Genomic DNA, 19,667 nt, shown 5'->3' with positions numbered 1-19,667 from the left:
AGTCACGCAAACGGCCTGGTCCGACTCGTTTGCCCAAAGCGGTGAGGTCAGCATCAACTCAGCACTCGGCCCTCTCGCGGCTCGGTCTGAGTCGTGTTAAACAAATCCCGGATCTGACGCGTTTCCCGGTCGACGCCTGGCTTCTCGCCAACTTCCCACCAGCGGCAGCGGCGCGCTTCAGCGGCCAAACTCAACGCTGGCCGCTCACTCACCTGGACACGAAAGATGACATCGACACTTTGGGTCGCCGAATAGACGCCAAAAGCGACCGGCTCACCAGGGTCAATCCGCAGCCCTATCTCTTCCCAGACCTCGCGGGCGACAGCCTCCGCGGGTGTTCCACCGTGGTCAACAAGCCCTCCAGGCAGACTCCAGCCCTTGCGATGTGGCTGACTCAACATGAGCACGGCGCCTTGGTGCTCAATGGCACATACTGCCCCCACGGTGTAGTTCGGCGTCCCTGCCCGCACCAGGGTGCGGCGAATTGGCCCCGGCAACATCCGAAAGCCGACCAACGCTGCAGTGCCCGCCTTGCGTTTCAGCACCTCAAAGGTCGTCACTGGTCTGCCACCACCCCGCGAGCGGCAGCCTTGCCGGAGAACATGCACCCACCGAGGAAGGTGCCCTCCAGGGAGCGGTAGCCGTGCACTCCCCCGCCGCCGAATCCGGCCGCTTCGCCAGCGGCATACAGACCGCGGATCGGTGCGCCTGTGCTGTCGAGGGCTCGTGAGGAGAGGTCAGTCTGGATCCCACCCAGAGTTTTGCGCGTGACAACTCGCAGACGGGCAGCCACGAGCGGGAGGTGCTGAGAGTCAAGGAAGCGGTGCGGCGCTGCAGTCCGGATCAACCGATCGCCGCGATACCGACGGGCCTCGTGAATCGCAGCGATCTGCGCATCCTTGCTGAAGTCGTTGGCGACCTGCGCGTCCCGAGACACGATGAGTTTGCCCAGATCGGCCGAGCTAATCAGGTTATCCCCGGTCAATGCGTTCATATTGCTAGCCAACTCGGCCACGGTTGAGCCTGTCACCAGATCAATCCCCGCGTCTTTGAACGCCCGCACGGGGTCAGGCATGTCCTTCCTGGCCCGTCCCAGAACGTCTCCAATCGACTTCCCAGTGAGATCTGGGTTTTGCTCCGAACCTGAGAGGGTCCACTCCTTGCCCAGCACTGTGCTGGAGAGCAGGAACCACGAGTAGTCATGTCCCGTAGATCGCAGATGCGACAGCGTTCCGAGCGTGTCGAAGCCTGGAAACAGCGGTGCTGGCAGGCGCTGGCCCTGCGCATCAACCCATAAACCAGATGGCCCGGCGAGCACCCGAATACCGTGCCCCGGCCATACCGAATCGTGGTTGGCCAGGCCCTCAACGTAGTGCCACATTCGGTCCCGATTGACCAGGCGCGCACCCGCATCCTCACTAACTCGCAACATCGAACCGTCAACGTATGCAGGCACGCCCGTCAGCATGTCTGCTGGCGGGGTCCCCAGCCGCTCAGGCCAGAACTCTCGCACCAACGCGTGATTTGCGCCGATACCGCCCGAGGCGATGACGACAGCAGAAGCGTGGATCTCAAACTCACCGGTGACGCTGCGGGTGCTGCGGACGCCGCGTGCGCTCTTGTCCGTCGCCAGCCGCTCACCTCTGACCCCGGTCACGACGCCATTGGTCGTTATCAACTCCGTCACCCGGTGCCGACCTCGCAATGCGACCTTTGGTTGGCTACGCCCTCCCAAATGGCACGTTCGAAAGGCGCAACGACGCCTGGCCCGGTGCCCCAGGTGACGTGAAAACGTGGGACGGAATTGCCGTGGCCCGTGGCAGTGCCATCGCCCCGCTCGGCCCAGCCCACGACCGGGAAGAAGGACACGCCCCGGCTGCGCAGCCACGAACGCTTCTCACCTGCAGACCATTCGACGTAGGCCCTCGCCCATCGGCGGCCCCAATAGTCCTGGGGGCTCGCCCCGTCTAGTCGATCAAAGCCAGCGGATCCCTGCCAGTCTCCCCAGGCAAGATCCACCGAGTCCTTGATACCCATCCGGCGCTGCTCGGGAGTATCAACCAGGAAAAGGCCCCCAAAAGACCACCAGGCCTGGCCGCCCAAAAAGTCCGTTGACTCCTGATCGACAAGGACGACCGATCTACCTGCGTCAACCAACTCAGCGGTCGCAACGAGACCCGCCAAACCGGCACCAACGACCACAACGTCTGCGTCCATGAAACTCCGTCCACATCTCTGAGGTACCCAACCTACTCGCCCGCTACGACGTAGGCTCAGAGGTGATGGATGCGAAACCTGCCGATTCCCGTGTTCGGCCCCTTCTGAGATGGCTTCGTCGCTCCGGCATTGTCCTAGCGATGGTGGTCGTTGCTGTCCTCGGCGGAGTTGCGACGACGAAGCTGTGGCCGGTGACGGTCGAAACCCAGTTGTTTAGCCTGGATCTCTCGCTCTCGCCGCTTCCATCGCAGGCCAACACAGTGCATACCCCCACGGTTTTGGGCGACATCAACGTGACTTTTGATGGGCCATTGCCTGCTCTCGGGATCGATGCTCAAGCACAGGTGGGCGATGAGGCCGCCGCTGTGCTCAATCGCCCGGGCGTGACCGTTAACGATTTCCAGCCCAGCGAGATGGAGATCGGTGAGGCGGCGCGCGAGGGCGCCATCGAAGTGGTGTGGAAATTTGGCGCTGGAGCCTTGGTCACCAGTTCGCTGCTGGCTGCCTTATGGGTGCTGGGCCGTCGCCATCACCGCTGGGGACGAGCCGGCATCGCTGTCGTGACAGCCACCGGCGTGGCCCTAGCGCTCCCTGGCGGCGCAGCCCTGCGGACCTACCGGCAGTCGAACTTCTCCACCTTCACCACCACGAGTCTGCTCTCGACGTTCGGCGCCACCACCACTGTTCTGACCGACCTCAACAGTCGCGCAGAGCAGGCAGCCCCTACCTGCAAAACTTGCTAGCGCTAAGCGAGGCGGCACGAAATGAGTTCACCCCTGACGATCTAGATGCATCCCCAGCGGCGCGATTCCTGCTGGTATCCGACCTGCACGGCGTCAATTACTACCCGCTCATCAAGCAAATCGTGGACGAGCAGAACATCACGGCCGTGATCGACACCGGAGACATCATCAACTTCGGTCGGGTCCAGGAGGCCGAGGTCGCTGATCTCTTCGCCGGGATTGAATCGCTCGGGGTGCCGTATGTCTACGTCGGCGGGAATCACGATGCGACCTCACCCGACGACGAGTCAATGCTGCGAGCGATGAACGAAATCCCCAACGTGGTGCTGGTCGAGCCCACCGCGGGGAGTTCTACGAAACTGAGGTTGCTGGCGTGCGCATCGTCGGATACAACGATGTCCGCTATTTCGGTGAGGAGGGCGTCGACTACGGCGCCGACCAGCAGGTAGCCCTGGATTCCTTTGAGCAGGTGCTTGAGGCCACCATCGAAGCGGACCCGGACGGACGCGAGCCCGACATTGTCATCAGCCACGAGCCATACGCTCTGGAGAACCTCGACGTCAGCGGCGTCACAATCAATGGTCACATGCACCGACCGACGCTAGACGGCAATCACATTGGCGTGGGGACGTTCTCCGGCGGCGGCCTATTTAACCACTTCATCTACCGAGATGCCGAGGGTGTAGACACCGCCGGAGAGCTGCCTGGGCAGCCCTACTCGTTCGACATCCTCGACTACACCAGCACTTGCCGGCTCACTTCACTGACGCGATTCAGCTACAGCAACCTCGTCACCGGCACGCCGCAATTCGATGACGTCTCACTGATCAATGGCGCTCGGCTCATAGATTCGCCACCACAGGATCGAACCTGCGGTGGCGAAGATGTCATGACGCGGGAGCTAGGCCCGGTTGGTGTTAACTCTGCCAGGAGAGAGTCGAAGGCTTCCGGGATCGAGCTGGTGCCGTTGTTGAAGTTGACGGTATGCCCGATCAGATCATCACGATCGACCGCCGCAACGATCACCGAGGCCACGTCATCACGAGATACTGAGTCGTTCTCCAACTCGGTCCCGACACGGCCATCCGCTCCCTGCACCTCGATGGCGCCAGTCGCGGGATCGTCCGTCAACGCACTGGGACCCAGGACGGTCCAGTCCAAGTCGCTGTCTCGTAGCGCCTTGTCGGCCTCGGCCTTTGACTGCGCGTAGGGATAAAAACTGTGGTCGCTCGACAGACCGTGCGCGAGGCTGGCACCGAAGTAAGACACCATCACATAACGCTTTAGGCCAGCCTCCGCTGCACCAGACATGGACGCTATCGCTGCATCGCGGTCAATCGCGTAAGTCAGCTCCGGTGATCCACCGCCAGCACCTGCAGACCACACGACGATGTCTTGAGCCGCAAACAACTTCGCGAAACTCTTGGCATCCCGCCCGTTGAGGTCAGCGACAACCGCGGTGGCTCCCAGGCTCTCAATCGTGGGCACCTGCTCGCTCTTACGAACCACAGACGTGACCTCATGACCCGCTGCCACCAACTTCGGCGTCGCAAGCCGTGCAATCTTGCCGTGTCCCCCAAGGATGATGATCCGTGCCATTACTAAACCTCAATCTTCGAACCGATTTGTGCCTCGTCTTAAGTCAACGACATACACGGCCCTGCTATTTCATCAGGCGGAAACAACGGCAGCCTGACACATGCTTGCGTCCATGCCGCGGCTAGATTTGCGGGCTCGCCAGTGGACCCCCGTCCGTCGGCGACAGCAGTATGTTGCGCCAACAGGCCCCATAAATGGGTTTAGCCCCGCAAACACCCAACATGTGTTGGGGTTTGCGGGGCTAAACTGTGAATGGTTGTCCGGCGGTGTCCTACTCTCCCACACCGTTCCCAGTGCAGTACCATCGGCGCTGTCAGGCTTAGCTTCCGGGTTCGGAATGTGACCGGGCGTTTCCTGACGCTATAACCGCCGTAACGTTGTCGAGTGTTACGAACAGATGTTGTTAAACCCCTTCACACACACAGTGTTTACTCCTGCCGGCACCCTGTTGTGCAACCTTGTGGGGTTGTTTTGGGTGTGGTGGTGTGGTGTGTGTTGGGGTTCCCTGTTTGTATCTCGGGAACCACAGTGGACGCGTAGCATTTTTGTTGTTTAAGTTATCGGCTTATTAGTACCGGTCAGCTTCACACATTACTGTGCTTCCACATCCGGCCTATCAACCCAGTAGTCTAGCTGGGAGCCTCTCCAGGAATTAACCTGATGGAAACCTCATCTTGAAGTGTGCTTCCCGCTTAGATGCTTTCAGCGGTTATCACGTCCGAACGTAGCTAATCAGCGGTGCCCTTGGCAGGACAACTGACACACCAGTGGTTCGTCCATCCCGGTCCTCTCGTACTAGGGACAGCTCTTCTCAAGTTTCCTACGCGCGCAGCGGATAGGGACCGAACTGTCTCACGACGTTCTAAACCCAGCTCGCGTACCGCTTTAATGGGCGAACAGCCCAACCCTTGGGACCGACTCCAGCCCCAGGATGCGACGAGCCGACATCGAGGTGCCAAACCATGCCGTCGATATGAGCTCTTGGGCAGGATCAGCCTGTTATCCCCGGGGTACCTTTTATCCGTTGAGCGACGGCGCTTCCACAAGCCACCGTCGGGTCACTAGTCCCCACTTTCGTGTCTGCTTGACATGTCTGTCTCGCAGTCAAGCTCCCTTGTGCACTTACACTCGAAACCTGATTACCAACCAGGCTGAGGGAACCTTTGGGCGCCTCCGTTACTCTTTGGGAGGCAACCGCCCCAGTTAAACTACCCATCAGGCACTGTCCCTGATCCGGATCACGGACCGAGGTTAGGAATCCAAAACGACCAGAGTGGTATTTCAACGATGACTCCACACACACTGGCGTGCATGCTTCATAGTCTCCCACCTATCCTACACAAACCGTTTCGAACACCAATACCAAACTATAGTAAAGGTCCCGGGTCTTTCCGTCCTGCTGCGCGTAACGAGCATCTTTACTCGTAGTGCAATTTCGCCGAGTTCGCGGTTGAGACAGTGGAGAAGTCGTTACGCCATTCGTGCAGGTCGGAACTTACCCGACAAGGAATTTCGCTACCTTAGGATGGTTATAGTTACCACCGCCGTTTACTGGCGCTTAAGTTCCGAGCTTCACCAACCAAAGTTGATTAACCCATCCCCTTAACGTTCCAGCACCGGGCAGGCGTCAGTCCGTATACATCGTCTTACGACTTCGCACGGACCTGTGTTTTTAGTAAACAGTCGCTTCTCCCTGGTCTCTGCGGCCTTCAACGCTAACCAGCAAGTGGTTTCACGTATCCGGCCCCCTTCTCCCGAAGTTACGGGGGCATTTTGCCGAGTTCCTTAACCACGATTCACTCGATCGCCTTAGTATTCTCTACTTATCCACCTGAGTCGGTTTGGGGTACGGGCGGCTCGAACCTCGCTAGGAAATTTTCTAGGCAGCATAGGATCACCCTACTTCCGCATACGCGGTCACTATCAAGCCTCGGAACATATCGGGCGGATTTACCACTCCCGGTTCCTGCGCTCTTAGACGTGGACAACCATCGCCACGCGGAGGCTACCTTCCTGCGTCCTTCCATCGCTTGCCTACTACAGAATCGGGTCACACGCTCCACACACAAGAATCCCGAAGGATTCAGCGCGCGTGCTTTGGGTGTTTAGCATCAACTGATTCAGCATGGGCGGTTCTTCGCCGGTTCCGGAATATCAACCGGATGTCCATCGACTACGCCTGTCGGCCTCGCCTTAGGTCCCGACTTACCCAGGGCAGATTAGCTTGACCCTGGAACCCTTGGATATTCGGCGGACGGGTTTCTCACCCGTCTTTCGCTACTCATGCCTGCATTCTCACTCGTGTGGCATCCACGACTGGATCACTCCGCCGCTTCACTCGCCACACGACGCTCCCCTACCCATCAATACGCTTGGACCACCCAAACACGTTGGGTAGCCGGGCAATGTATCAATGCCATAGCTTCGGTGGTGTGCTTGAGCCCCGCTACATTGTCGGCGCGGAATCACTTGACCAGTGAGCTATTACGCACTCTTTAAAGGGTGGCTGCTTCTAAGCCAACCTCCTGGTTGTCACAGCAACTCCACATCCTTTCCCACTTAGCACACGCTTAGGGACCTTAGCTGATGATCTGGGCTGTTTCCCTCTCGACTACGAAGCTTATCCCCCGCAGTCTCACTGCCACGCTCTCACTTTCCGGCATTCGGAGTTTGGCTGACGTCAGTAACCTGGTGAGGCCCATTAGCCATCCAGTAGCTCTACCTCCGGAAAGAAACACGTGACGCTGCACCTAAATGCATTTCGGGGAGAACCAGCTATTACGGAGTTTGATTGGCCTTTCACCCCTATCCACAGCTCATCCCCTCAGTTTTCAACCTAAGTGGGTTCGGTCCTCCACGCCGTCTTACCGGCGCTTCAACCTGGCCATGGATAGATCACTCCGCTTCGGGTCTAGACCCAGCGACTCAAACGCCCTATTAGGACTCGCTTTCGCTACGGCTTCCCCACACGGGTTAACCTCGCCACTGAGCACTAACTCGCAGGCTCATTCTTCAAAAGGCACGCTGTCACCAGACCGCAGTCCAGCTCCAACGGATTGTAAGCACACGGTTTCAGGATCTATTTCACTCCCCTCCCGGGGTACTTTTCACCTTTCCCTCACGGTACTTGTTCGCTATCGGTCACCAGGAATATTTAGGCTTAGCAGGTGGTCCTGCCAGATTCGCACGGATTTCTCGAGCCCCGTACTACTTGGGAACAAACCAACGAAGTCACACACATTTCAGCTACGGGGTCTCACCCTCTATGCCACGTTTTTCCAAACGTCTCGCCTATGCACATGATTTTTTACTCCGCACTGAGTTAGTAGACTCAGAACTGGTATGTCCCACGACCCCGACCATGCAACGCCTACTAGCTATCACACATGACCGGTTTAGCCTGATCCGCTTTCGCTCGCCACTACTCACGGAATCACTATTGTTTTCTCTTCCTGTGGGTACTGAGATGTTTCACTTCCCCACGTTCCCTCTACCTGCCCTATATATTCAGGCAGGAGTAACTGGAGATGAATCCAGCCGGGTTTCCCCATTCGGAAATCCTCGGATCAATGTCTGGTTATCGACTCCCGAGGCTTATCGCAGATTCCTACGTCCTTCTTCGGTTCCTGGTACCAAGGCATCCACCGTGTGCCCTTAAAAACTTAAAGTTCACAAAGATGCTCGCGTCCACTGTGCAGTTCTCAACATACAAACAGAACCTCAACCCAACCCAACACCTACCCACACACGTGAGTGGTTTGTTGAACAGTTAAGGCCCCAACCACCAAACCCTGCTTCCCAACAACCCCAACAACCACACCCTCCCCAAAGGGAAGACCTGACTGCCACAGCTGTGTACTCACAGACTTGTTTAGTGGCCTAAGCAACCAACCACTCATCGTGGCCGATCCCTCAGGACCCAACAACGTGCTACACACCACACCCCATAACCCAGACACGTTCCACACCACACCAACACCCACAGCAAAAACTGTGAACATCTTCGGGTTGTACTAGCACCAGGCCACACGGCCGGCATGAACTAAATGATGTTCCACCCTTGAGCAGTCACCCCACGAACACTCGCCGTGGAAAGTAACTACCTTCTCACCACAACCACAAGACCCATAACGGGAAGTAGTTGCTTAATTGGTGTGAAGTGCTCCTTAGAAAGGAGGTGATCCAGCCGCACCTTCCGGTACGGCTACCTTGTTACGACTTAGTCCCAGTTACCAGTCCCACCTTCGACGGCTCCTTCCCACAAGGGGTTAGGCCACCGGCTTCGGGTGTTACCGACTTCCGTGACTTGACGGGCGGTGTGTACAAGGCCCGGGAACGTATTCACCGCAGCGTTGCTGATCTGCGATTACTAGCGACTCCAACTTCATGGGGTCGAGTTGCAGACCCCAATCCGAACTGAGACCAGCTTTTTGGGATTCGCTCCACCTCGCGGTATCGCAGCCCTTTGTGCTGGCCATTGTAGCATGCGTGAAGCCCAAGACGTAAGGGGCATGATGATTTGACGTCATCCCCACCTTCCTCCGAGTTGACCCCGGCAGTCTCCTATGAGTCCCCACCATCACGTGCTGGCAACATAGAACGAGGGTTGCGCTCGTTGCGGGACTTAACCCAACATCTCACGACACGAGCTGACGACAACCATGCACCACCTGTATACCGACCCAAAGGGAACACCCATCTCTGAATGCGTCCGGTATATGTCAAGCCTTGGTAAGGTTCTTCGCGTTGCATCGAATTAATCCGCATGCTCCGCCGCTTGTGCGGGCCCCCGTCAATTCCTTTGAGTTTTAGCCTTGCGGCCGTACTCCCAGGCGGGGCGCTTAATGCGTTAGCTGCGGCACAGATCACGTGGAATGTGACCCACACCTAGCGCCCAACGTTTACGGCATGGACTACCAGGGTATCTAATCCTGTTCGCTCCCCATGCTTTCGCTTCTCAGCGTCAGTAATGGCCCAGAGACCTGCCTTCGCCATCGGTGTTCCTCCTGATATCTGCGCATTCCACCGCTACACCAGGAATTCCAGTCTCCCCTACCACACTCTAGCCTGCCCGTACCCACTGCAGACCCGGGTTAAGCCCGGGCTTTCACAGCAGACGCGACAAACCGCCTACAAGCTCTTTACGCCCAATAATTCCGGACAACGCTCGCACCCTACGTATTACCGCGGCTGCTGGCACGTAGTTAGCCGGTGCTTCTTCTGCTCCTACCGTCACTTTCGCTTCTTCAGAGCTGAAAGAGGTTTACAACCCGAAGGCCGTCATCCCTCACGCGGCGTCGCTGCATCAGGCTTTCGCCCATTGTGCAATATTCCCCACTGCTGCCTCCCGTAGGAGTCTGGGCCGTGTCTCAGTCCCAGTGTGGCCGGTCACCCTCTCAGGCCGGCTACCCGTCGTCGCCTTGGTGAGCCATTACCTCACCAACAAGCTGATAGGCCGCGAGTCCATCCTTGACCGAAAACTTTCCACCCCACACCATGCGATGCGGAGTCATATCCAGTATTAGCACCAGTTTCCCAGCGTTATCCCAGAGTCAAGGGCAGGTTACTCACGTGTTACTCACCCGTTCGCCACTAATCACCACCAGCAAGCTGGCAGATCATCGTTCGACTTGCATGTGTTAAGCACGCCGCCAGCGTTCGTCCTGAGCCAGGATCAAACTCTCCGTAAAAAAACAAACTCTTTTAACAAGAGAAGTTCAATACCCAACTATAAAAAACTACAAAATCGCTGACCACAATTTCCCCGGGGAGGAAAACACGGCCAACTAAACAAACTTGGCATCATTTTTTAGCACGCTGTTGAGTTCTCAAAAATCGGACACACACCAAAAACACCACAAACAAACAGTTTGCAACACCAAATGGGGCAACCTCTCTAGCCTAACTGATCACGACGTCTTCTGCAAGTCACCGTTTCCGGCTGCTCTTCGAAGAGGTTGTGGTCAGATTGACCAAACCGTAGGAACGCGTCCTGCGGCGAAGAGCAACACTACACGCGACTAGGCGCAGCGCCAAACCGCCGCGTTGACCCCTCGTAAATGCTCGCGTGGGAGGGTGGTCCACTCATCTAAAGACTCAAGGGCGGGTAAGCAGCGGGGATGGAGCTAGCGATGAGTACGCGCAAGTCGATCACCAGGGCAAAGCTGGATCGGTGGAGCAAGACCGAGAAATCGGCCACTTCAGTTGCGGTGTGTCGGATGACCGGGTCGTGTGACCATGCCAGCAAACCGCACATTGACGTGAGGCAACAGGCAGCTTGCACAACTGTCTCCTCGCGGTGCCCGGCCCTGTGGACGACTCCGCGCGAGGCGTACTGACAGGGTCCGCCATCGCCAAGCGATACATTTGCGACATGGGAATCACGCAAGGCGGCAGCGAAGAAGCACGCGCCCAACGGAGGCCCAATTTGCAGATGCCGTGTCCGCCGGCCTTGCCACCCTCCCTAGACCAGCAAAAGTCGATGGCGATCCAGATACCGAACTATGAGCACCCTTGACGATGTCGCCCGGATGCGGCTAATCTCCCAACGGCTCATCCAACCACTCAACACGCCCACCGATGCCGTTCGGCATATGACGTGTACGCAGGGCCAAGACCTGCCCGGCTCCACCTCTTCTATCGCGTTGCGCACAGCATCACGCAGCCTGGCTCAGGTCCGCGACGCCTATGACAGTGGATCTATCGTGCGGAGTTGGCCCATGCGGGGGACTCTGTTCGCCGTCGCTGCAGAGGATCTTGGCTGGATGTTGCAGTTAACCGGCGCAAAGATCATCCGCTCCACGTCACGTCGGCGAGCCCAGTTGGGCCTCAGTGACGCACACCTGGAACTCGCAGAGCAGGTTGCCCGTGATGCACTCAGTGTTGGACCACTCACGCGGACGGAACTCATGAGGGCTTGGGCTGAGGGGGTCACGCCGTAGAAGGTGGGCGTGGCTACCACTCCATCTTTCACCTGGCGGTGAAAGGCATCATTTGCCAGGGACCCCTTCGCAACAAAGACCAGTGCTTCGTGCTCACCCACGATTGGATTCATTCACCTCGCACTCTTGACCCCCAACCGGCTATCGCCGAATTGCTACGCCGCTATGTCGTGAGCCACGGCCCGGTGCCAATCGCCGACTTCCTTTGGTGGACCAAGTTACTCAAACGCGAGATAGCGGCAGCCGAGGTAGAACTACGCCCCGAATTCGAGATCCTTGAAATCGATGGAGTCGAACACTGGGTAGCGCCAGAGGTATTGAGCGCCTACCCAGGTCTCAAGCGCAAGACCACACCCCCATACTGGTTCCTGGATTCGACGAAATTGTGCTTGGCTACGGCGATCGGCGGGCTGTGGCTACCAAGGAGCAGGAAGCCAAGATCGTGCCCGGCTCCAACGGCGTATTCCGTCCAACGGCGCTGAGTGCAGGGCGGGCAGTTGGAACCTGGAAGCGACCGACGCGCAAGAATGCGGCGGTCGTGGTCGACCCTTTGCAGAAACACTCCCATTGGCCGTCTTGAAGGCGCTGCCCGACCTCACCAGCGGACTGCCTCAATAGACGGATCTTCTGCTAGGACGGGGCCATGGAGCTTTTGATTCTGAACAGCGCGTCTTGACTGCTGCCACCCGGCTTGCGGCCACGCTCGGTAACAGCGACAACCACACCATGGCAGCTGCTGCGATGGATACAGCCGGCCGCATTCATACCGGCGTGAATGTCTATCATTTCACCGGTGGTCCATGTGCGGAATTGGTCGTTTTGGGAGCGGCAGCAACGCAAGGCGCCGGCCCTCCTGACAATGGTCGCCATTGGCGACCAAGGCCGCGGGCCCGTCGTGCCCTGCGGTCGGTGCCGACAAGTGATGCACGACCTTCATCCCGACATTGACGTCATCGTCCCCACCCACGACGGCGTCAATATGCTGCCCGTACGCCACCTACTACCGGACGCCTTTATCCACCCCGATGCCTACGCTGCCCGACTACTGAGATTCAACAAGCGATACACAGAGAGCGTGATGAGCGGTGAGAAGTCCTCGACTGTCCGCTTCAACGAACCTCTATCGCCTGGCCCCGTGACCATCGTCTTTGAAGACCACAAAGATCATCTCACCGTTCCAGCAGTCGTCACTGACATCGAAACCTTCCCCTTCTCAAGCCTCACAGCCCAGCAGGCGAGTCAGCCACCCCAGACGGATATGAGCACTTTTCGTAGCGCTTTGCAGCAGCACTACCCGAACGGGATCCCACAGAATGCAAACGTCGACGTCATCACTTTCCGGGTCGAGACCGGGCACAGGGCTCAATCACTTGACGCTGGCCCTGACTTGTGACTGCCTGACTTATGACTGGCCGATCGATGAGCGACACTTCGGCGTGAAACCGCGTGGGATCAGCGTGACAGGTGTAGTCGTGCGCGTCAGGCGTGACTCGTTCTATGGCTCAAGATCCGGGCAAAACCATCACTTTGACGGCCGCCGGATCTTCGCGCCCAGCCTGCAGTGCGGCCTCGACTTCAGCCAGGGGGAAGTGATGGGTGACCACGGCGTCAAGGTCGATTTGGCCAGAAGCCACCAAATCGATCGCGACCGGCCATGTGTTGGCGTACCTGAAGGCCCCAGTGATGACGAGTTCGCGATCTTGCACGTGGGAGAGCGGGAGTTGCACGGTGTCGCCCCCCATGCCGACTAACACGACCCGGCCTGCGCGCGCCATGATCGAGATGGCATCCCAAGTAGCCCGACCATTACCAGAGCACTCGAGCAGCACATCAGGCTCAATCCCCGCTTCGGCCAAGGAAGCCTGAGCTACGTTGATGGCTCTGAATCCGAGACGCTCGGCCAAGGCTAAACGCTGTGGATTGACATCCGAGATGGCAACTGAGGTCGCCCCGTACGCGCGGGCAGCCTGGGCTGCGATTAAGCCGATGGGGCCAGCCCCGGTCACAAGCACGGTCGATCCGGGAGCGACTTGTGCGCGCTGACAGGCCCACACACCCACCGAAAGTGGCTCGATCAGCCCCGCTGCGTCATCGCTCATCGAGTCCGGGATGGGATAAGTAAAGGCAGCCGGCACCGAGACGAACTCAGCGAACGCCCCATCATGCGGCGGGGTGGCGAAGAAGGCAACGTCCGGGCACAAATTGTAGTGACCAGTCAGGCACTGCTGGCACGAGAGGCAGGGCACGCCCGGCTCCAATGAGACTCGCTGCCCCACCGACAGAGACGTCACATTCGTCCCAACAGCGGAGATGGTGCCGCCTGCTTCGTGGCCCAAGACTAGCGGCGAGTCAACCACGAATGATCCGATTTTTCCATGCTCGTAGTAGTGAACATCCGAGCCGCACACCCCCACCGAAGCCACCTTGACCAAGACATCGTTTGGACCTACCGGTGGAATATCACGCTCCTGCACAGCCACATCTTCTACGCCGCGCAACACGCTGACCTTCATCATCGCCATAGGAACCCCTCTGATCGTATAAACACACGGTGGGCAATCTGCTCAAGTTAACATACTGGCCAAGCGCGAGACGGGGCTCGCGTTGGCTCCTCAATGCTGCAGGTGAGCACTCGGCAAAGCGGAATCGCGCTACGCAGAGTGCTGCGCCAAAACGTCTTCAGCGAAGCCCTTACGGCGGCGCAACTCCCAGTAGGCCGAGACGAAGTAGACCAATGTCCCGACAAAAGCGACCCAGAAGAACAGGAACTGGCGCGATTCATAAGTCGAGGCATCCGAGCTGGTTAGGAGCACGACGAGGCCCATCGCGAAGATCACGAGGAGGTCGATGATCCACACCCATTTCAGGACACGGCTCAGTGTCCTCCTGTCACGCGTATCGACATCAGGGACAGCCTGCTTCTCGTGGTAGACCTGCACCCGCTCGGCGAAGAGCTCATCCTCAGCTTCACCTTCTGGATAACTGTCCGCCGCACCCATCTTTTGTGCGAAGAGAACGTAGAGAACAATGCTGAGCAGGAATGCTGGAACGAAGGCGAAGTACACAGGCATCAGGCCAAAGCCAACCGTTGCGGCCGCTAGGGCCAGCGTGATCGCCCAGGTCAGCAGAGCCGGGATATTCGTCACGTTCTTGTAGCGAGCCCAGTACATTGACAACCCGAGTCGCGGCAAAATCCAGTAGGACGCGAAGAGGATTCCACCGATGGGCACCAAGGTGATCCCGGCATACGTCACGAAAAGCAAGTAGTTGCGGTAGATGAACGGGAACACACTGGCCACCAGCACGATGACACCAATAATCAGGGTCGCCTTCTTGCGGGACAACGTGGTGACGACGCCCTGGGCGGCCAACCCAGAGCGGTACAAGTTGGCGTTGGCGGTGGTCCAGCCAGCAACGACAACCACAATCAATCCGGCGTAACCCAGCGCCTGGAACGCAACAGTTCCTGGCTCGATGTCGACAATGCTGACACTCACGATCGCGGCCGCGGCCGCACCCATGAAACCAGCTGAGATCCAAGCCATGTAGTGGCCAAGGAGCATTCCGGTGGCTGACATATAGCCGTACCAACTCTTCTTGGCGTAGCGCAACAACGACATGTCGATCATGCCGGTATGCGCAAAACTGTTGGCTCCCCAGGAGAACCCAATGATCCCGAGCAGTGTGATGCCCGGGGCGCCATCGACGGTTACCCCGGTGAAGATCTCGCTTCCGCCAATGTCGAGAAATCCGCTCCACCCATCAACGACAGTCGATCCGGTGGCGCTCTGAGCGACGGCAGGCAGCATGACAAGGCCGCCGACGGCGAACATGGTCATCAACCACGGCGCGCAGATGCTGGCAAATTCAGCGAGCGCATTGAAGCCGAAAGCAGCGACCAGGACAGCAACGCAGCCGAACGCCACCGCAAGGACGATGAAACTCAGGCTCGTCGGGAAGGCCTCGGTTTGCGGCTCGAAGTCGAGCACGATCCTGAAGGCGGTAGCTGACACCGTAATCATGGCAGCCGAGATGAGGGCGAAGAGAAACGCATTGAGGGCGTTGAACACCTTGGACGGCACCCCGCCGGCAATTCGGCTCAAGTAGGTGTAAACACTCATTCGGGTGCCGACGGCGATGGGGGCCGCCAAAAATCGGAAACTCAGCACAGCTAGCAGGTTGCCAATGGCCAAGCCGACCAAGACATCTACCAGCGATGCCCCCAGTATCACGAACGTCGCGCCGAAAATGAACTCGGTGCCGGCCACGTTCTCTGCAGCGTAGAGTCCGGCAAAATGTGCCGGCCCGTGCATTTCATGCTCACCGGCAGGAAGCTGCTCGGCATCCATCCCCTGGATCTGTTGGTCGATGCTGCTTGAAGTGTCGCTGGACATCCTTGTCCCCTAACAGGCGAGTCCTATGTAAGCGCCGAAAAGACCCAGAAATGTCTGCCCGACCACTACAGCGTCACACGCAACCAGCCGTCTGGCAACCCACTCATCGAACGGGTCTGGGATAACGAACCCCGGCACGAACGCAAATTTCCCATAAGTTCCCATAAGTAGTGGGGGGGAATGGGTTTAGCCCCGCAAACACCCAACATGTGTTGGGGTTTGCGGGGCTAAACTGTGAATGGTTGTCCGGCGGTGTCCTACTCCCCACACCGTTCCCAGTGCAGTACCATCGGCGCTGTCAGGCTTAGCTTCCGGGTTCGGAATGTGACCGGGCGTTTCCCTGACGCTATAACCGCCGTAACGTTGTCGAGTGTTACGAACAGATGTTGTTAAACCCCTTCACACACACAGTGTTTACTCCTGCCGGCACCCTGTTGTGCAACCTTGTGGGGTTGTTTTGGGTGTGGTGGTGTGGTGTGTGTTGGGGTTCCCTGTTTGTATCTCGGGAACCACACAGTGGACGCGTAGCATTTTTGTTGTTTAAGTTATCGGCTTATTAGTACCGGTCAGCTTCACACATTACTGTGCTTCCACATCCGGCCTATCAACCCAGTAGTCTAGCTGGGAGCCTCTCCAGGAATTAACCTGATGGAAACCTCATCTTGAAGTGTGCTTCCCGCTTAGATGCTTTCAGCGGTTATCACGTCCGAACGTAGCTAATCAGCGGTGCCCTTGGCAGGACAACTGACACACCAGTGGTTCGTCCATCCCGGTCCTCTCGTACTAGGGACAGCTCTTCTCAAGTTTCCTACGCGCGCAGCGGATAGGGACCGAACTGTCTCACGACGTTCTAAACCCAGCTCGCGTACCGCTTTAATGGGCGAACAGCCCAACCCTTGGGACCGACTCCAGCCCCAGGATGCGACGAGCCGACATCGAGGTGCCAAACCATGCCGTCGATATGAGCTCTTGGGCAGGATCAGCCTGTTATCCCCGGGGTACCTTTTATCCGTTGAGCGACGGCGCTTCCACAAGCCACCGTCGGGTCACTAGTCCCCACTTTCGTGTCTGCTTGACATGTCTGTCTCGCAGTCAAGCTCCCTTGTGCACTTACACTCGAAACCTGATTACCAACCAGGCTGAGGGAACCTTTGGGCGCCTCCGTTACTCTTTGGGAGGCAACCGCCCCAGTTAAACTACCCATCAGGCACTGTCCCTGATCCGGATCACGGACCGAGGTTAGGAATCCAAAACGACCAGAGTGGTATTTCAACGATGACTCCACACACACTGGCGTGCATGCTTCATAGTCTCCCACCTATCCTACACAAACCGTTTCGAACACCAATACCAAACTATAGTAAAGGTCCCGGGGTCTTTCCGTCCTGCTGCGCGTAACGAGCATCTTTACTCGTAGTGCAATTTCGCCGAGTTCGCGGTTGAGACAGTGGAGAAGTCGTTACGCCATTCGTGCAGGTCGGAACTTACCCGACAAGGAATTTCGCTACCTTAGGATGGTTATAGTTACCACCGCCGTTTACTGGCGCTTAAGTTCCGAGCTTCACCAACCAAAGTTGATTAACCCATCCCCTTAACGTTCCAGCACCGGGCAGGCGTCAGTCCGTATACATCGTCTTACGACTTCGCACGGACCTGTGTTTTTAGTAAACAGTCGCTTCTCCCTGGTCTCTGCGGCCTTCAACGCTAACCAGCAAGTGGTTTCACGTATCCGGCCCCCTTCTCCCGAAGTTACGGGGGCATTTTGCCGAGTTCCTTAACCACGATTCACTCGATCGCCTTAGTATTCTCTACTTATCCACCTGAGTCGGTTTGGGGTACGGGCGGCTCGAACCTCGCTAGGAAATTTTCTAGGCAGCATAGGATCACCCTACTTCCCGCATACGCGGTCACTATCAAGCCTCGGAACATATCGGGCGGATTTACCACTCCCGGTTCCTGCGCTCTTAGACGTGGACAACCATCGCCACGCGGAGGCTACCTTCCTGCGTCCTTCCATCGCTTGCCTACTACAGAATCGGGTCACACGCTCCACACACAAGAATCCCGAAGGATTCAGCGCGCGTGCTTTGGGTGTTTAGCATCAACTGATTCAGCATGGGCGGTTCTTCGCCGGTTCCGGAATATCAACCGGATGTCCATCGACTACGCCTGTCGGCCTCGCCTTAGGTCCCGACTTACCCAGGGCAGATTAGCTTGACCCTGGAACCCTTGGATATTCGGCGGACGGGTTTCTCACCCGTCTTTCGCTACTCATGCCTGCATTCTCACTCGTGTGGCATCCACGACTGGATCACTCCGCCGCTTCACTCGCCACACGACGCTCCCCTACCCATCAATACGCTTGGACCACCCAAACACGTTGGGTAGCCGGGCAATGTATCAATGCCATAGCTTCGGTGGTGTGCTTGAGCCCCGCTACATTGTCGGCGCGGAATCACTTGACCAGTGAGCTATTACGCACTCTTTAAAGGGTGGCTGCTTCTAAGCCAACCTCCTGGTTGTCACAGCAACTCCACATCCTTTCCCACTTAGCACACGCTTAGGGACCTTAGCTGATGATCTGGGCTGTTTCCCTCTCGACTACGAAGCTTATCCCCCGCAGTCTCACTGCCACGCTCTCACTTTCCGGCATTCGGAGTTTGGCTGACGTCAGTAACCTGGTGAGGCCCATTAGCCATCCAGTAGCTCTACCTCCGGAAAGAAACACGTGACGCTGCACCTAAATGCATTTCGGGGAGAACCAGCTATTACGGAGTTTGATTGGCCTTTCACCCCTATCCACAGCTCATCCCCTCAGTTTTCAACCTAAGTGGGTTCGGTCCTCCACGCCGTCTTACCGGCGCTTCAACCTGGCCATGGATAGATCACTCCGCTTCGGGTCTAGACCCAGCGACTCAAACGCCCTATTAGGACTCGCTTTCGCTACGGCTTCCCACACGGGTTAACCTCGCCACTGAGCACTAACTCGCAGGCTCATTCTTCAAAAGGCACGCTGTCACCAGACCGCAGTCCAGCTCCAACGGATTGTAAGCACACGGTTTCAGGATCTATTTCACCCCCTCCCGGGGTACTTTTCACCTTTCCCTCACGGTACTTGTTCGCTATCGGTCACCAGGGAATATTTAGGCTTAGCAGGTGGTCCTGCCAGATTCGCACGGGATTTCTCGAGCCCCGTACTACTTGGGAACAAACCAACGAAGTCACACACATTTCAGCTACGGGGGTCTCACCCTCTATGCCACGTTTTTCCAAACGTCTCGCCTATGCACATGATTTTTTACTCCGCACTGAGTTAGTAGACTCAGAACTGGTATGTCCCACGACCCCGACCATGCAACGCCTACTAGCTATCACACATGACCGGTTTAGCCTGATCCGCTTTCGCTCGCCACTACTCACGGAATCACTATTGTTTTCTCTTCCTGTGGGTACTGAGATGTTTCACTTCCCACGTTCCCTCTACCTGCCCTATATATTCAGGCAGGAGTAACTGGAGATGAATCCAGCCGGGTTTCCCCATTCGGAAATCCTCGGATCAATGTCTGGTTATCGACTCCCCGAGGCTTATCGCAGATTCCTACGTCCTTCTTCGGTTCCTGGTACCAAGGCATCCACCGTGTGCCCTTAAAAACTTAAAGTTCACAAAGATGCTCGCGTCCACTGTGCAGTTCTCAACATACAAACAGAACCTCAACCCAACCCAACACCTACCCACACACGTGAGTGGTTTGTTGAACAGTTAAGGCCCCAAC

At 57.4% G+C, this 19,667-nt stretch carries 11 protein-coding genes, 5 rRNA genes and 2 pseudogenes; 6 read left to right on the top strand and 12 right to left on the bottom strand.

Annotation, left to right across the window (positions count from 1 at the left end):
- Nucleotides 1–53 precede the first annotated feature (53 nt).
- Together L0A91_RS14200 and L0A91_RS14195 are read right to left on the bottom strand one after the other, a co-directional pair.
- Entirely contained in the window at nt 54–560 is a 507-nt protein-coding gene (locus tag L0A91_RS14200; RefSeq protein ID WP_235245016.1) for an NUDIX hydrolase, read from the bottom strand.
- Nucleotides 557–2,217, bottom strand: a pseudogene (locus L0A91_RS14195) (FAD-binding dehydrogenase). The gene L0A91_RS14200 and the pseudogene L0A91_RS14195 overlap by 4 nt, the downstream one beginning before the upstream one ends.
- Before the next feature lie 65 nt (nt 2,218–2,282).
- Here L0A91_RS14195 and L0A91_RS14190 point away from each other — a divergent pair.
- Both L0A91_RS14190 and L0A91_RS20075 read left to right on the top strand, forming a co-directional pair.
- Nucleotides 2,283–2,960 carry a hypothetical protein gene (locus L0A91_RS14190; protein WP_235245015.1) on the top strand — a complete coding sequence of 226 codons (678 nt, stop codon included), beginning with the start codon at nt 2,283–2,285 and terminating at the stop codon, nt 2,958–2,960.
- A 122-nt stretch (nt 2,961–3,082) separates the two neighbouring features.
- A pseudogene (locus L0A91_RS20075) lies at nt 3,083–3,184 on the top strand (hypothetical protein); the annotation flags it as partial.
- Nucleotides 3,185–3,219: 35 nt separating this feature from the next.
- Here L0A91_RS20075 and L0A91_RS14180 read toward each other — a convergent pair.
- The 6 genes from L0A91_RS14180 to L0A91_RS14155 form a co-directional block, all read right to left on the bottom strand.
- On the bottom strand, nt 3,220–3,552 hold the full coding sequence (locus L0A91_RS14180; RefSeq protein ID WP_235245012.1) for a hypothetical protein: 333 nt from the start codon (nt 3,550–3,552) through the stop codon (nt 3,220–3,222).
- 185 nt (nt 3,553–3,737) lie between these two features.
- Nucleotides 3,738–4,559 (bottom strand): NAD(P)-binding oxidoreductase, encoded by an 822-nt coding sequence (locus tag L0A91_RS14175; protein WP_311197852.1) that lies wholly within the window; start codon nt 4,557–4,559, stop codon nt 3,738–3,740.
- A gap of 258 nt (nt 4,560–4,817) precedes the next feature.
- Nucleotides 4,818–4,933: ribosomal RNA gene (gene rrf, locus L0A91_RS14170) — 5S ribosomal RNA — on the bottom strand.
- Nucleotides 4,934–5,107: 174 nt separating this feature from the next.
- Nucleotides 5,108–8,227 (bottom strand): 23S ribosomal RNA (locus L0A91_RS14165).
- Nucleotides 8,228–8,729: 502 nt separating this feature from the next.
- Nucleotides 8,730–10,249, bottom strand: a 16S ribosomal RNA gene (locus L0A91_RS14160).
- Together the 16S, 23S and 5S rRNA genes form the textbook arrangement of a ribosomal RNA operon.
- A 398-nt stretch (nt 10,250–10,647) precedes the next feature.
- Entirely contained in the window at nt 10,648–10,842 is a 195-nt protein-coding gene (locus L0A91_RS14155; RefSeq protein ID WP_235245011.1) for a hypothetical protein, read from the bottom strand.
- A 220-nt stretch (nt 10,843–11,062) separates the two neighbouring features.
- Between L0A91_RS14155 and L0A91_RS17715 the strand changes: the two genes are divergently transcribed.
- From L0A91_RS17715 to L0A91_RS14145, 4 genes are all read left to right on the top strand, one after another.
- Nucleotides 11,063–11,500: a winged helix DNA-binding domain-containing protein gene (locus L0A91_RS17715; RefSeq protein WP_260115236.1), complete on the top strand. Its 438-nt coding sequence runs from the start codon at nt 11,063–11,065 to the stop codon at nt 11,498–11,500.
- 38 nt (nt 11,501–11,538) lie between these two features.
- On the top strand, nt 11,539–11,982 hold the full coding sequence (locus L0A91_RS17710) for a winged helix DNA-binding domain-containing protein (RefSeq protein ID WP_260115235.1): 444 nt from the start codon (nt 11,539–11,541) through the stop codon (nt 11,980–11,982).
- Nucleotides 11,913–12,080 (top strand): hypothetical protein, encoded by a 168-nt coding sequence (locus L0A91_RS20070; protein WP_397333740.1) that lies wholly within the window; start codon nt 11,913–11,915, stop codon nt 12,078–12,080. Before L0A91_RS17710 ends, L0A91_RS20070 begins: the two co-directional genes overlap by 70 nt.
- A gap of 279 nt (nt 12,081–12,359) precedes the next feature.
- Nucleotides 12,360–12,893, top strand: a complete 534-nt coding sequence (locus tag L0A91_RS14145; RefSeq protein WP_235245010.1) for an ASCH domain-containing protein — start codon at nt 12,360–12,362, stop codon at nt 12,891–12,893.
- 109 nt (nt 12,894–13,002) lie between these two features.
- Here the strand turns inward: L0A91_RS14145 and L0A91_RS14140 are convergent, their stop codons facing one another.
- From L0A91_RS14140 to L0A91_RS14125, 4 genes are all read right to left on the bottom strand, one after another.
- Complete coding sequence (locus tag L0A91_RS14140) at nt 13,003–14,016, bottom strand: NAD(P)-dependent alcohol dehydrogenase (protein ID WP_311197851.1); 1,014 nt, start codon at nt 14,014–14,016, stop codon at nt 13,003–13,005.
- Nucleotides 14,017–14,151: 135 nt separating this feature from the next.
- On the bottom strand, nt 14,152–15,894 hold the full coding sequence (locus L0A91_RS14135; RefSeq protein ID WP_235245009.1) for a cytosine permease: 1,743 nt from the start codon (nt 15,892–15,894) through the stop codon (nt 14,152–14,154).
- A 244-nt stretch (nt 15,895–16,138) separates the two neighbouring features.
- Nucleotides 16,139–16,254: ribosomal RNA gene (gene rrf / locus L0A91_RS14130) — 5S ribosomal RNA — on the bottom strand.
- A 176-nt stretch (nt 16,255–16,430) separates the two neighbouring features.
- Nucleotides 16,431–19,553 (bottom strand): 23S ribosomal RNA (locus L0A91_RS14125).
- Between the last annotated feature and the right edge of the window lie 114 nt (nt 19,554–19,667).

It is taken from the genome of Ornithinimicrobium sp. INDO-MA30-4 (genome assembly GCF_021535045.1).
In the GTDB taxonomy this organism is placed as follows: Bacteria; Actinomycetota; Actinomycetes; order Actinomycetales; family Dermatophilaceae; genus Ornithinicoccus.
The sequence above is the reverse complement of the archived record's forward strand: the minus strand, read 5'-3'. Positions and strand labels throughout refer to the sequence as shown.